Genomic DNA, 14,365 nt, shown 5'->3' with positions numbered 1-14,365 from the left:
TTGAATGATATCTATTAAGGCAAAATCAAAAAAAGAGAACAATTAATCCGAAAATAACTAATTATAAACATTATATAAAAATCAAGAATGAAAAGAAACTTTTCTATTTTAAAAAAAACATTGGCGATGTCATTGTTTACCGCTATGTTTTTGTTTGTGGTAAATGGAGTTAAAGCACAAACCACTTCTGCTACAAAAGCCAAGTCGAGTAACAAATTCACGCATACTTTAGCAGGTAATCCTTACTTACCGTTGTGGGAACATTTGCCGGACGGAGAACCACGTGTTTTTGAAGATCCGGACAATCCCGGGAAATACCGTGCTTATATTATCGGTTCGCACGATGTCAGATTTAATAGCTATTGTGGCCCTGACATTCGGGCTTGGTCGGCACCTGTTGAGGATCTGACCAGCTGGCGCGATGAAGGCCCTATTTTTACCTATCCGATCGATGGACAGTGGGATGTAATGTATGCTCCCGACTTGGTTGAAGTAAAAGGGAAAGACGGCAAAAAGGTATATTATTTGTACCCACATAGCCGCGGTCGTAACAGAGAAGCAATGGTTTGTAAAGGCGATCGTCCTGATGGACCATTTACTCCTGTCAATATTACACAAGATGGAACCAAAACAATTCCGGGGAGTACCTTGGGATTTGATCCTGGAATACTTGTTGATTACGTTACTGATAAAAAAGATCCAGATTTTGAGAAGGGATATCGTGTTTATGGTTACTGGGGATTCCAAACCTCGTCCGCAGGTGAGTTGGATCAAAAAACGATGTATTCACTCAAGCCCGGAACTCAGGCTATTAATCGTTTTCAAACCAATGTTTATCCGGATCAGGATGCTACTTCATTCGCCTTTTTTGAAGCTGCTTCTATACGCAAGATAGATAACAAATACATTTGGGTGTATAGCGGATATTCAGGTACTGAATATGGATTAGGCAGATCGAACTCTGCTTTGCGTTATGCATTTAGCGATTCACCGCTAGGCCCATGGAAAAGTGGCGGTGTACTTGTAGATTCACGTGGTGTTGTTCTGAATGAGGATGGAACTAAGCTTCAAACAACCAATGCAGGACACAATACCCATGGTAGTATCCAGCAAATCAATAATCAATGGTATGTTTTCTATCACAGACCACCTAGAGGATTCGGATATGCTCGTCAGGCAATGGTTGCTCCGGTCACTATTAAGTGGGATAAGAAATCGGTAACCGATGGAGGAAAAGTTGTTATCAGAGCATATGACCCTTATGCGAAAGATAATATATGGACTGCTAAAGATAGTCAGAGTAAAGAGTATACCGGAGCAGAAGTTACTTCTGAAGGTTTCCATATTTATGGTCTTGATCCTTATCAATACTATTCAGCCGGATATGCTTGCTATCTTTCAAACATTGGAAGTCAACAGGATTCGTGGGATATTTGGGACAACAATATGCCTATAACCGCGGTAAAGAATGGTAACATTATTGGATATAAATATTTCGGTTTTGGAGGTCTTGCCAAAGATACTAAAGGATTGAAAGCTTTTGAAGGTGTAAAAGTTGGAAACAAAACCGCTTTCAATCTTTTCCTTACTCCAAAAACCAAAAATGCATTTAAAGTCAACGTTTGGATAGACGGACCGTGGGACAATGCTACATGGAAAGGTAAAAAAATAGGCGTGATTGATGTTCCTGCAAATTCAGTTCAGGAAACCACAAAGTTTACGATAGATGTTTCATCAGTTGTTGATAAACTAGGAAAGAAACATGCTGTATACCTTGTAGCAGAAGGTGCTGAAAATGAAGGCCTATTCGATTTAATTGGATTAGGATTCAGCTCCGCCAAAAAGGAAATTGTTCGTCCTGTTACACCTCGTGTAAGCATTAAGGTGAACGGTGAAGCGATAGTTGTGCCTGAAACTCCGGTTAGATCTACAAATGCCAACGGTATTGTTGGGTATGATATTTATCAGGCTACTTACAAAGTTCCAGCCAGTGCTACTGCAACACCAAATGTAACAGCTTCTTCGAGCAACCCTGCTGTAAAAATAAATATTACTCAGGCTGATTCGAAAACTGGTACCGCTGTGATTAAATGCGATTATAAAGGGTTGATTAAAACCTATAAAGTAGTGTTATCACCAGCAGAATAATCAAACTGTAGAGACATGCTCTCAAATAATTCTGATATCAAAAAGGCACAAGAAATTGTGCCTTTTTATTTGCGGCATTGTGAATCCACTACGGATAATTAGCTCATGCAAAAGGATGATATAGAAAAAACTCACGGGATTGAAAATGCAATGCAACATTTTCAATCTCATGAGTTTTTATTTGATGTTGGTAAATTTTGCAGAGAGGAAGAAAAATGAACTTTTCCTCCTTTATTCCGTAATTATCAGGTAATTAATTATTCAATTATTTCTATTAGTAACGATTTAGTAACTCATTTTTTTATAAAGCGTGGGGCGACTAATTTTTAGTAAGTTAGCGGTCAGGTCCTTGTTATTCCGGGTCGCATCAAGTGCTTTGATAATGTGTTCCCGTTCTTCGTTTCCGGCTTTTAGAGCATAACCGTCAGCCGTTACTTGTAAGTCAATATACAGTTCTTTTTTCCCAACTGTATCGTTATCCACCAATAGTACCGCACTGCGGACACAATGCCGAAGTTCCCGCACATTTCCAGGTCATTCATAAGCTTGCATTATTTTCTGTGTCTCCACATCAAATCGGATGACTTTTTTACTAAATTCTATACAACTCTGTCCCCGGAAGAATTCTGCTAGTGGCAGAATATCTTCCCTACATTCTGCGAGAGAGGGAACAGTGATGGTGAATTCACAGAGGCGTGGTACAAATCTTCCCGGAAACGTCCCGTTTCAATCGCTTTTCCAATATGTTCGTTACTCGCAGCAATAATCCGTACATTGGTCTTCAATTCCAATTTACCTCCAATTGGGCGATAGCTGCGTTCTTGCAATGCCCTTAGCAATAATGCCTGTATCTCGTACGGAAGATTACATACCTCGTCCAGAAACAGTGTCCCTCCATTGGCACTATTTAGTACGCCATGTTTGTCATCCGTTGCTCCTGTGAACGCTCCCTTAGTGTGTCCAAAGAACTCCGAAGCCGCCAATTCTTTCGGGATAGCCCCGCAATCGATGGCTACGAAAGGTTGACTTGCCCGTTGACTTGCAGCATGAATGCTCCGTGCCACTGGCTTTACTCTCGCGCCGAAAGATAATAGTACGTTCTGGTTTATTTTTTCGTTGAAACAGTTCCCTAAGCAGACTGTAAAGCTTATCAGGATTTCCGGGCTTAGGTAGATAGTCCTCCGCACCAAGTTTCATGGCCTGTACAGCAGAAGATATACCGGAGTATTCTGTCATCACAATAAAAGGGATGCGAATTTGTTGTTTGTTCATCCACTTCAATATATCTTCCACGCCGTCACCATCACTAGTTGAATCCGGTATCGCATCCTTTTTTTATATCAATATGCAGGATAAGGTAGAACCCAATAGCAAATAGGATGGTACCAATACCAAGGTAGGAGATAAGCCTTAAAGTTTTTTCCTGTCCGAGAAAATAGGTGTCCGACTTTTCTTTCGCATTTAGTTGTGCTGTATGGTAGAACTCCGTTATTAACCGGCCTATTTGGGTATTCTACCTGTTTAGGCTGTCCATGTGTAAAAGTAATAGCTCACTTTTTTTCTTCTGTATATGCAGCATGTTGTTCGCTAAAGAGTGGGATAGGATACCGGAACTATCTTGATTTTTATGTAGGATAGTTTCATTCATCTTCTATGCTCCGCTAGCTTTTGTTTATTTTGTTTTGTCTGTTGAATAATGTTAGGCATCCATTCACTTATCAGTTTCTTGCTAGCCCGCAACTCTTTCAAATCTTCCACGATGGCAAGGGTCTGAGTTTTTTTTTGACCGAAAGTAAGGTGAGAATAGAACAAATACGGCGATGTTGACTTCATTCCAGCAATTGATTTTGTAGCCTTTTCAACGAGCTCATGACTTCATCTCGTTTTCCCTGGTAAGTGGTGATGTCATTCTCGTCCCAGATAATGGCTTGCTCGCTCAATAGAGCAATGTCGAGTATTTGTACAATAATAGCCTCGCCTTGTTTTTGTTGTATCAGTGCAGTTTTGGAGTACTTGTCTATGAGCGAAAAACGGTTGTTTTCTCGATAAGTCAGCAATGAGAAGAACCACAAACAGTAGCACTAGTGTTATGAAGCCCGTGATGATTTTCAACTTTAAAGAGAATAATGAAGATGCCATAAGCAGGTATTATAAATACGTACTAAATTCAATTAAAGAATAGCTGCCTAACTATGGAATGTCTATATGCCAAACAATTGTGATTACAGTATTTTATTAAAAACCATAATGACTGCACATTTATTTTCGTTTCTAGGATTTTACACATTGACATTGTTTATGATTTTTGAGGACAGCTACCACTTAGAATTCATAACCTTTTACAATTTATCAAACCTCTTTTTGAATAGTCTCAGACAAGAGTTTTTAACCAAATGAAAATCTTTTTTTTCTAATCATAACTTTCCAAAAAAGACCTTCCTGAATTACTGAAACCACTTGATGGCCTTCATTCCGAACCGATCCCGGTACGTTTTGAATTGGTTGTCCATCATCAAGCCAGATCTCTAACAATTCACCCGATTTCATGGTCGCCAGTTCAATTTTTGTTTTTACAAAGTTCATCGGACAAGCCACCCCACGATAGTCTTTTACGCGAATATCAACGTCGGTTGTTTTTATTTCCTGAACAGGATTTTCCTGTTGCGTTTCAATTTGTTTCGTAGAAGGAACTTTAAATTGCAAAGAATCGTCCATGCCTTCGTACAATTTTATTACCGCATCAGACAATGAGACGATCTCCTCTTTTCTTGTTGAAAAATCAGTATCCGGATTGGTTTGAGCAATTTTTACCAAGTCTTTAAACGATTCGTCCACCAAGCCTTCGTTTATAAATTTATCAATAAAAAGTTCAAAAGCCTCAGCAGTTATTCTAGGCTCTGCTCCTTTAGTCACCAACAACATGCGCGCTGACGAAAAAACGATGTCAAACAGGATTTGATTAATCTTATTTGCTTCTGTTTCGCTTTTCAATGAGTCAAAACCTTGTTTGATAAAATTCAAATCTACATCTATCATATCAAACAATCCCGCCGAACACTCTGCCGGTCCTTTGTTTGCAACCGAGAAGAGTTCCTCACTTCCCCAATCGTAATAATAGTTTTTATCCTCATCGAAATCGGGAATGTCCTTGTATTTCTCTACCAACGATTTTATTTTGTCCTTGCCATTAGCATCCAAATAGTTTCGGAATGAAGAGTGCGCAACTTTTACACTAATGTAATCCGCCAAAATATCTTCCGTAAATTGTGGCAAATCTTTGGCACTTACTGTTCCTATAGCCTCGCCTAACTGTGGATTATTTCCTTTTTGAGCACCAACATATACATTGTAAGCTGCATACATTCTTTCATTGCGTCCCACTCTACCTGAAAAGCCTATGTCGGACCAAATTTGCTGAGCACATGAATTAGGACAACCTGAAATGTTGATTTGCAATTCGCTAACCTCGTTTAAATTCAGCTTACTTTTACCCAGTTTTTTTCGTAAAGCCAGCGAAGCACCCTTAGAATAACAAATGCCTAATCTACAGGTATCAGCTCCGGTACAAGAAACGATATTATCTATAACAACCGGAAGTTCTGTTGGAATATTCAGTTCCTTAAGCAGGAGGTATACATTTCCCAGATATTTTTCGGGAATATTTCGTAATTGAAGTTGCTGACGAGCTGTGAAACGCAATACGTCATTTCCAAATTCAGAAGCAAAACCGGCAATTTTCAACAGTGTTTCACTATCAGTATTCCCATTTACAAAAGAAACGATAGTAGAGAAAAGTCCGTTTTGCTTTTGAGACGATGCATGCTGTTTCTTCCACAATTCAAATTCAGAAGAATGTACGTCAGATGCTGCAAATGAAGGATTTCTATATTCAAAATTCAAACTAGCGGGAGTATAAACTACATTCTCTTTAGCTTTAATCTCATTGTAGTAATTGAAGAATAATTCTTTGGTTTTTTCTTCACCTTCTTTGTAAAAGATGTAACGGATTCGGGCTTTATGCTTATTCTTACGGTTACCGTGGTTATTGAAAAATCTTTTGGCGGCAATAGCTATATTGATTAATTCTTCCTCGGGAGCAAAATCGAACAATTCCCATCCAAGCGTTGGATTTGATGCCACCGAACCACCCAGATAAACTTTAAAACCTCGTTTTCCATCTTTAATCGTAGCAATAAATCCCAAATCATTAATAACAGCAAAATCCGCCTTTGATTCACTTGTAGAGAATGCAATCTTCAGTTTGCGAGGTAAACTGAATGAGTCAGGTTTAGCAATTAACTTGGTAGTCAAATCTACGGCATAAGGCAACACATCAAAAACTTCGGTGTGACTAATGCCGCTGTTTACATCTACCAAAAAATTACGTACTGTATTACCTCCGCCACCTTTCGATGATAGTTCAACCTTTTGCAGTTCGGGTAAAATCGTTTTCACCTGATCGATGCTAATGTGATGAATCTGAATTTCCTGACGAGTGGTGATGTGCAATAGTGTAGAATGGTGGCTTTGAGCAGTCAGAGCCACTTGCTTTAGTTGTTGCGGGCTGATATATCCGCCGGTACAACGAACACGAACCATGTATGTCCCATCTTTACGTTGCTCGTAAATACCCATTGGCACTCGCGTTCCTTTAAACTTTACAGGTTCAATCTTTCCCTGATGGAAATCATCAATAAGTGTTCCGAAGTAAGCAATATCTTCTGTGAGAGTAGTTGGTAATTTGTACATTTCAAATAGAAAAAGCACCCAAAGTTCCTCCTATAAAGAACTTTGGGATAGCTGTATTATGATGAGTATTATAATTTAGGACGAATTAAACTTCCGTTAAGTCGACCTTGGATATTTATTGGACTTTTATTTCAGTTTGGCAATTCCTTTATTCAATTTTTCTTTTGGCAGACTGATATAACCGTTTGGAACATTGTATTTTTGACCTTCGGTAAGGATAAATTTCAAAAATGCAACTACTGCAGGATTTGTAGGTTTTCCATTTGCAACCAGATACAAATCGCGAGCAGGAGGTGAAGGATACTTACCTTGCGCAATAGCTGAAATCAATTGATTAGATGTTGCATAAAAATTTTCGGCAGCATCAATCTTTCCATTATTATTTACATCAATAGGCAATACCAAAATGCCGGAATTTGGTTTTTTAGTTTTCAAATCATAGGCATATGCTATGTTGTTATAACCCAAACCAAGTGGATCTTTCTGAACAGCCGATGCCACTCCGGGATCACCAAAAACGGCAGTCCCTTTCAGGTCTTCCTGTTTTTTATTTCCAAGATATTTAGCCCAGGTTTCGCCGGCACCGCATGCATCTGAACGTACATAAAGATGAAGCGGAATATTGCTTTGTACACCCAATACTTGTCCCCATGTTTTATATTCTTCGGTTATAAAGATTTTGGTTGCAGCAGCCTGTGTTAATCCTTTAGCCAACAATTCCTTGATTTTAGGGTTCTTTGCATTGATAGTTGGCACAACGGCATCTTTCGCCACGGCTACAAACCATGCACCTTGAGCAACTTCCTCCGGTTTAACTTCTCTTGAAACCATACCTAAATCTACAACTTTTGCCAAGGCATCAGTTATTCCCTTACCAGCTCCACCACCAGAAACATCAATTTTGACATTAGGGTGAAGTTTTTTAAACTCCTCAGCCCATTTAACGGCTAATGGATAAAGAGCAAAAGCCCCTGATAATGAAATTTGTCCTTTAAGTTCATTTTTTTGGGCTTGTACCTGATTGGTAAGTCCCAAAATAACCGCAAATACGAGTGTTAATGTTACAATCTTTTTCATATATTTTTTTATTTATGATGATATTTAAACTTACGATACAAAACCAATCTGTATAATCTTTCACTTGTACAAAGTTCTCACAATTAGGAGATTTGCACAATCCCATTCAGATGGTATTTCTCTACCCTGTTTATGGTATTCATCTTTGTATAAAAAACCAAATCAACGACACTTTCTGAAAAGCAAAAAACATATCAAATATCTTTAGCTCTTGCCCAGTGTATAACATTAGCAGGTGGGCGCTTATGTTTTAACTCATTAGCCATAAACTGCATGTAAGGATGTACATGATTAAAGTAGTGTTTAAGACCTGAACAGAGATAATTGTGAGCCGATCCATCTGACAATTTTAGAATGCGATTCTTGGGGCACTCCCCATGACATGCTTTCAGAAATTGGCATTGTTTACATGCTGATGATAACTTATCACGCTTGTCATTTCCAAATTTGAATTGTGCCGGCGAAAGCATCATTTCTGTAATGGTTTTTTGATGGATATTTCCCTGCTTAAATTCCGGAAAAACAAAATGATCGCAGCTATACAAATCACCGTTAGCTTCGAGAGCTGACGCATGACCACAAGTCTCTGAAAAAATACAGGTACATGGCGCCACTCCAACATAGCCCGCTAGCGTAGCATCAAAGGTTGTAACATATATTTGTCCTACATCATTTCGAACCCACTCATCAAAAATAGCTGACAAAAACTGTCCATACTCCAATGCTCCAACCGACCACGAAGTGAGCTTTCCTTCCGTGTTATCAGGTGCGGTAAGCAATCCTGATTCTGCATTCAACCTTTCTACAACTGGCGAAAATTGAATGTATTTAGCACCTATTAGTTTGAAAAAACGATATACTTCGAGCGGATATTGAGCATTGTAGTCATTTACCACCGACAGTACGTTGAATTCTACCTGATGTTTTTGAAGCAATTTTATTCCATTCATTGCTTTCTGGAAAGAACCATCGTTACCGATAGTCCGTCGATATCGATTATGGCAATGCTCCGGGCCGTCAATAGAAAGTCCGATCAGAAAATTATTCTCCTTGAAAAATTTGCACCATTCCTCGGTAAGTAAAGTTCCATTAGTTTGCAATACGTTTTCTATCCTGCGATTTCGCCCATAAACCTTTTGTAAGCGAATGGCACGCTGATAATACTCAATTCCCATAAGAAGAGGTTCTCCACCATGCCATGTAAAAAGCACTTCTTCACCCGGTTGAGCATTGATATATTGTTCAATAAATAATTCAAGCGTTTCTTCGCTCATTCTATTGGAACTATTATTCGGGCTTAAACTTTTTTTATCTAGGTAATAGCAGTAGCTGCAACGCAGGTTACAAGCCGGACCAATAGCTTTGGCCATAACGTAAACAGGATATTTCAGCGGGTTGAATTGAATGGTTTTGTTCATATGATTGCAGCAGTGAATAGAATTTTTGTCGATTTGTCAATGCAAAATCGTCTTTAATTGCTTGAAAAAAACTATTAATAATATCCTAGATATAATACTCTGTCAGATCTACCAAGCCATTTTTCAAAGCAAACTTGATCAGCTCCTGTACATTGTTGATTTCCAGTTTGCGAAATATATTCTTGCGATGTGTATTAATGGTGTGGTGACTCAGACAACGCGAATCGGCAATTTCTTTTGCAGTCTTCCCTTGCGTAAATAACTGAATAAGCTCCAATTCGGTGTGAGTAAGCAAATCTCGTTTACCGGAAGATTCTTTTTTTCGATTATGCCCATCCATGATAATCTGAAGTGCTTCGCTACAAAAATACTTTTTGCCGGAAAGTGTATCCAAAATAGCCATGGTGATCACATCGTACTCGTTTGATTTGAGAATAAAGTTAGCTCGTTCAAAGGAGGCAGTTAATGGCATCAGAAAAGACTCATCAGGAATATCACCCATAAACAACCAATTAGATCGTGGAAAACAGTCGGATAGTACGATTACTTCTTCTATGTTATCTATGGCCAAGCTTTCAAAATCAATGATGACAGTTGCATCCTCATTATACAGCAGCGCCTTGTGCAATTCCAACTTACTTGAAACTGTCACAATAGTAGGTGACTGGACTTGATCTTGAATGATACAAGTGAGTCCCAATCGACATAAATCGCAATTCTCAGCAATTATAAAAGTAGCTTCGTCCATTAATTTCGGTTATGTTGTGTGATTATTTGTTCGTGTAAGTACTTTCTTCCAATAAAGAAATTTTACTTATGTTCAAAAGCTGATAATAGAAATGCTTTATAATTGAGCATTAACTTTTGTATGATATATCGGGTAGATAGTTAGTATAATATTAGCATCCTAATTTGAATGAATGACAGTATATCATTGCGTAGAAATTCTGTTTCCAGAAATTAATGGGTAAACAAGATTATCCTTCATTTTTAATGTTCCTTTAGATATCCATTAATTTATTTGCAAAGTTCATACTATTTTGAGGTATACGAAATACCCCAATCATAGTATTTACATACCATAATTGGGGTATATGATTATAGCTTAAACAATCAACAATCACTTAAAGACTTCATCCAGTTTTTTCTCTAATTCTTCTCCTCTTAGATTTCGTGCTACGATGTTTCCGTGAGGGTCAATTAATACATTAGAGGGTATATTCCGTACAGCATACAATCTTGCAGGTTCACTATTCCAAAACTTCAAATCAGATACATGCGTCCAAGTTAAATTATCTTTAGAAATCGCCTCTATCCAGTTTTCTCTTTTTTGATCTAGTGATACGGCAAAGATATTGAATCCTTTAGATTTAAATTTATTATATATTCTCACCAGATTGGGATTTTCACGTCGGCAAGGACCACACCACGAAGCCCAAAAATCAAGTAATAAATAATTACCATAGAACTGAGAAAGTTTCAATAATTTACCATCAGGTGTTAATGCCGAGAAGTCAATGGCTTTCTGCCCAACATCCACCTGCTTTTTTATTGCAAGAATTTCTTTCAGTTCTTTAATGTAACTCAAATCAGCTAATGACGGATCGAAAAGTGCAAGATTCTTTTCAAGCTGATTCACCGATAAATCATTAGCATAATTACGATATAAAATATAAGCTGCCACGGGTGATTGGGGTTGAGCTGTTATAAGCGAATCAATTTTATATCCTCTGCGAGCGGCTTTGAAACTTTCAAAAAGATCATTTGAAGCTGAACCATATATTTTGATTGGATGATGATTAGCTGTATCAATGAGCACTTTTATTGGAGTATTTTCGATGAAAATATAGTATGGGTTGAACGTTTCATTTCTGTCTGTACTTAACCCAAATAAATCGGGATTCTTTACACTACCTTTGAATTTAAAATGACCGTTTATTATTTGAGTAGAATCAATGTTGAAAAAAATCTTATTATGGAAGCCTTTTAGATAAATGGTTCCCGATGGGAGATTGATTTCCCCATTGATCAAAAAATGCGGAGGAGTTTGTTTATTCCTTGCTTTCTGTTGTGCCAACAGAATGGACATAGTTGCAACCAACAGCAATATTACCATCCAGTATTTTTTATTGAGTTTCATTTCTTTTCTATTTTAAATTGTTGTTTATAAACTAGCCGGTATATTGAAAGCATCATGGTAAGACTGAGTAACAAACTTATCTACCCAATTATAAAAACCAATGATTTCTTTTTCATTAACCGTAGGTTGACTGCGCCACTTAATCAAGTTCGTGTTTGCCTGATTCAGAATTTGCTTTTCAATTGGCAATAAATTCTGTAAAATACCTTTCTTATCTTTCGAAATCAGAGCAGCCAGATTGATATAATCACTCCCTTCGCCTCTTTCAATCGGGAACAACTGTTTCTTCAATGTCAACGACCATTCGTTGAGTTTGGCAGAGCCACCGGTCTTATCAGCTATAAGAATTTTGGGCAAATCCAGTGTAGAAGTTATCCAAACAGGAATGGCAACTGTGGTTAAAGGAGATCCCAGAATTGTCCATAAAACGGTTTGAGTAGGAGATTCATTCACTTTTACTCCTTGAACGATGATAGAAGATGCTGTAAGATACCTTGGGATATAATCTCTGAAAGCTACAAAAACAGGTTTTGCTCCATTGTCGGGAGCTAATGACAAAAGGTCTGTTTTAGTTATTCCATGTTTTAAATAACGGGTTACATCAATAAGAAAATCAACCGAGATCGAGTTGTTCAATGAAGCCTGAGAAAACAACTCCTGAGCAGACTCATATCTTGCCAATCCTTTATCTTGTAATCTGTCCCCAGAATATGAGAAATTGGTACGGATGATATAACCGAATGGAGCTGTATCAGGATTATTGGCATCGTACTTTTTGTAGTTGTAATTGCCTGTTTCGTAATAAGCAGCGCCTCCTTTGGCGTCAATAACACCAAAATTTGAACTTACATTCAACGGTTTCGGTAGCGAATCGAGCAGACGCTCAAAATCGGCCAACGTAGCGCATTTTTGTAAAGCCTGTTTCATAATTAAACCATCTGCTCCATCATCCTTACCCGAATCGTTTGGATTCAGATTGTACGAAGCCGAATTCATTATTGCAAACCCGGCTTTATTGAAACCTCCAAATACCTCTTTACCAAGTGTATCTTTGGTGTTTACCAATCCAAGATAAGGATATTTTCCATCTTGAAAAGCTACCAACTTATTTTCCAATTGAGGCGTATCCCGTTGTTTAAAAAGCATAGGACGCCCATCGGCGGTATATTTCCCCGAAACAACGGCAGTAGTACAGGCCTGTAACGATTTGAATGAGAAAAAAACAATAAGAATTGTAAGAATCACGGTTATTCTCTGTTTCATATGCTTGGATTCATTATTTTTTTAAACAAAATGCATCCAACAATTATCTCCTTTAAAAAAGAATGATAATTGTTGAATGACTTTGTATTGAATTATTAAGATAGTAGTTGAAAACTACAGCTGGTTATTTTTTTCAGAGCACAGCTTATTTGGCATCAAACCACAATTTTGTAGTAAGTATGTCTTTCCCCTGTACAGCTACTGCAGCCTGATAACTAGCACCATTCAACGATTGCTCAGTTCCCGGATAGAAGAAACGCGAAGGTATCTGTCCGTCCAAAACAGTAGCCGGACCTGCAGTCAACTGAGGATAATCAAGTCTTCTCCATTCTGCAAAAGCATCCAATCCCTGTCCGAAAAATGCAATCCATTTTTGTATACCAATTGACTTGGCATAATTCGTTGCATCGTATTTCACAATTGACTGGTTAAGATAATTGGAGATAACGGTTGCATCGGTAATGCCAAATTGGTTGAATGATGCTGTAATTGCATTTTTATAGAATTGCTCAGCATCACCTGCAATGTAACCACGAGCCACAGCTTCAGAAAGATCGAATAACACTTCGGAGTAAGTGAAAATTACTGCCGGTGATTGCGAAGTCAGGAAGTAAGTACCCGGTTTTGATGTTTTGGCAAAACCCTGACTATTAGCAGCACTGTTTGACAATCCATTAGCACCACCAACGTATTTTCCTACACTAGCATCTGAAGGTAATTGAGCATAGACCGGTAAACGCGGATCGGACAATTCATATAATTTATCAACCAGAGTCTTAGATATGCGATAATCATCTCGGGTCTCGAACCATGCTGAAGCCGGATTTTGCTGTGGCGAACTGGTGTAAACAAACTGGAATATTTCACTGTTGCTGCTAATTAAACCAGCTGCATCCGTAGTTGCATCAATCACTGCTTGTTTAGCCAATGCAGGTTCTTTATCCGAAATACGTAACGCAATACGCAAACGAAGCGAGTTCACCAGTTTTTTCCATTTCGCAATATTGCCTTTATAAGCCAAATCACCTGTAACAGTACCATTGGCAGTACCCAGCAAAGATTGAGCTTGCTTCAAATCTTCGAGCAAACCGGTATACACTTCTTTTTGAGTATTATAAGCCGGCGTTACTTTCAGACCAGCTTCTTTGTAAGGAATACTTCCATAAGCATCTGTCAGCAATAGGAATGTCCAAGAACGCAATGTCAGCGCAATTCCTTTATAGTTTGAATTAGCTTGTTGATCTGAGAAATTCAGAATCGTGTTCAAGTCCGTGATAAGTGTTGAATAGCCTGTGTTCCACAAAGAGGTGAAACTAGTGTTAGATACATCATATCTGTCTGGTTCGGCATACTGAATCTTTGCCCATTGCTGAACAAACAACAACGATGAATTAAAATTACTTTCCGAACCCCAGTAGAGATCGGCACCCTGTTTTAAAGTGCTGGTTAACAGGTAAGGTGGCAGTGGCGTTTCAGTTGCATTTGGATTTTTATTGATTTCATCCAATGTGCTGTTGCAAGAGCTTAATGCAAGTGCGAATATGATTATATATAATATATTTTTTAGCAT

The 14,365-nt window shown here is 38.2% G+C and carries 13 protein-coding genes; 1 reads left to right on the top strand and 12 read right to left on the bottom strand.

Translation table 11 applies throughout. The features are described from left to right. Positions 1 to 87: 87 nt before the first annotated feature. The gene (locus PALPR_RS08090; protein ID WP_013445132.1) at positions 88 to 2,148 is read left to right on the top strand and encodes a hypothetical protein; all 2,061 of its coding nucleotides are present in this window, start codon (positions 88 to 90) and stop codon (positions 2,146 to 2,148) included. 285 nt (positions 2,149 to 2,433) lie between these two features. Here PALPR_RS08090 and PALPR_RS16070 read toward each other — a convergent pair whose 3' ends face one another. From PALPR_RS16070 to PALPR_RS08040, 12 genes are all read right to left on the bottom strand, one after another. Further along, on the bottom strand, positions 2,434 to 2,631 hold the full coding sequence (locus PALPR_RS16070) for a helix-turn-helix domain-containing protein (protein WP_245544408.1): 198 nt from the start codon (positions 2,629 to 2,631) through the stop codon (positions 2,434 to 2,436). Between the two features lie 146 nt (positions 2,632 to 2,777). After that, a complete protein-coding gene (locus PALPR_RS16065) occupies positions 2,778 to 3,212 on the bottom strand; it encodes a sigma-54 factor interaction domain-containing protein (RefSeq protein WP_245544407.1) in 435 nt (144 codons plus the stop codon). Beyond that, positions 3,100 to 3,441: a response regulator gene (locus tag PALPR_RS16170; RefSeq protein ID WP_148226446.1), complete on the bottom strand. Its 342-nt coding sequence runs from the start codon at positions 3,439 to 3,441 to the stop codon at positions 3,100 to 3,102. Before PALPR_RS16170 ends, PALPR_RS16065 begins: the two co-directional genes overlap by 113 nt. A gap of 351 nt (positions 3,442 to 3,792) precedes the next feature. Beyond that, on the bottom strand, positions 3,793 to 3,981 hold the full coding sequence (locus PALPR_RS08080; protein ID WP_041620338.1) for a hypothetical protein: 189 nt from the start codon (positions 3,979 to 3,981) through the stop codon (positions 3,793 to 3,795). Continuing rightward, entirely contained in the window at positions 3,978 to 4,220 is a 243-nt protein-coding gene (locus tag PALPR_RS08075; RefSeq protein WP_041620337.1) for a hypothetical protein, read from the bottom strand. The genes PALPR_RS08080 and PALPR_RS08075 overlap by 4 nt, the downstream gene beginning before the upstream one ends. A 313-nt stretch (positions 4,221 to 4,533) precedes the next feature. Beyond that, the gene (locus PALPR_RS08070; RefSeq protein WP_013445129.1) at positions 4,534 to 6,897 is read right to left on the bottom strand and encodes a sulfurtransferase TusA family protein; all 2,364 of its coding nucleotides are present in this window, start codon (positions 6,895 to 6,897) and stop codon (positions 4,534 to 4,536) included. A 126-nt stretch (positions 6,898 to 7,023) separates the two neighbouring features. Then, positions 7,024 to 7,974 (bottom strand): PstS family phosphate ABC transporter substrate-binding protein, encoded by a 951-nt coding sequence (locus tag PALPR_RS08065; RefSeq protein WP_013445128.1) that lies wholly within the window; start codon positions 7,972 to 7,974, stop codon positions 7,024 to 7,026. A 194-nt stretch (positions 7,975 to 8,168) separates the two neighbouring features. Then, on the bottom strand, positions 8,169 to 9,392 hold the full coding sequence (locus PALPR_RS08060; protein ID WP_013445127.1) for an anaerobic sulfatase-maturation protein: 1,224 nt from the start codon (positions 9,390 to 9,392) through the stop codon (positions 8,169 to 8,171). Positions 9,393 to 9,477: 85 nt separating this feature from the next. Further along, complete coding sequence (locus tag PALPR_RS08055; protein ID WP_013445126.1) at positions 9,478 to 10,140, bottom strand: helix-turn-helix transcriptional regulator; 663 nt, start codon at positions 10,138 to 10,140, stop codon at positions 9,478 to 9,480. A 372-nt stretch (positions 10,141 to 10,512) separates the two neighbouring features. Next, positions 10,513 to 11,532: a TlpA disulfide reductase family protein gene (locus PALPR_RS08050; protein ID WP_013445125.1), complete on the bottom strand. Its 1,020-nt coding sequence runs from the start codon at positions 11,530 to 11,532 to the stop codon at positions 10,513 to 10,515. 24 nt (positions 11,533 to 11,556) lie between these two features. Then, entirely contained in the window at positions 11,557 to 12,795 is a 1,239-nt protein-coding gene (locus PALPR_RS08045) for a C45 family peptidase (RefSeq protein ID WP_013445124.1), read from the bottom strand. Positions 12,796 to 12,940: 145 nt separating this feature from the next. Beyond that, a complete protein-coding gene (locus PALPR_RS08040; protein ID WP_013445123.1) occupies positions 12,941 to 14,365 on the bottom strand; it encodes a SusD/RagB family nutrient-binding outer membrane lipoprotein in 1,425 nt (474 codons plus the stop codon).

The sequence above is a fragment of the Paludibacter propionicigenes WB4 genome (assembly GCF_000183135.1).
In the GTDB taxonomy this organism is placed as follows: domain Bacteria; phylum Bacteroidota; class Bacteroidia; order Bacteroidales; family Paludibacteraceae; genus Paludibacter; species Paludibacter propionicigenes.
Note: the sequence above shows the minus strand (reverse complement) of the source record. Positions and strands in the feature narration are given on the sequence as shown.

Bases quoted from the DNA above. Each gene is read 5' to 3' on its own strand.
- PALPR_RS08065 (WP_013445128.1), bottom strand. From the start codon at position 7,974: ATGAAAAAGATTGTAACATTAACACTCGTATTTGCGGTTATTTTGGGA.
- PALPR_RS08040 (WP_013445123.1), bottom strand. From the start codon at position 14,365: ATGCTAAAAAATATATTATATATAATCATATTCGCACTTGCATTAAGC.
- PALPR_RS08090 (WP_013445132.1), top strand. From the start codon at position 88: ATGAAAAGAAACTTTTCTATTTTAAAAAAAACATTGGCGATGTCATTG.
- PALPR_RS08055 (WP_013445126.1), bottom strand. From the start codon at position 10,140: ATGGACGAAGCTACTTTTATAATTGCTGAGAATTGCGATTTATGTCGA.
- PALPR_RS08050 (WP_013445125.1), bottom strand. From the start codon at position 11,532: ATGAAACTCAATAAAAAATACTGGATGGTAATATTGCTGTTGGTTGCA.
- PALPR_RS08070 (WP_013445129.1), bottom strand. From the start codon at position 6,897: ATGTACAAATTACCAACTACTCTCACAGAAGATATTGCTTACTTCGGA.
- PALPR_RS08060 (WP_013445127.1), bottom strand. From the start codon at position 9,392: ATGAACAAAACCATTCAATTCAACCCGCTGAAATATCCTGTTTACGTT.
- PALPR_RS08080 (WP_041620338.1), bottom strand. From the start codon at position 3,981: ATGAAGTCAACATCGCCGTATTTGTTCTATTCTCACCTTACTTTCGGT.
- PALPR_RS08045 (WP_013445124.1), bottom strand. From the start codon at position 12,795: ATGAAACAGAGAATAACCGTGATTCTTACAATTCTTATTGTTTTTTTC.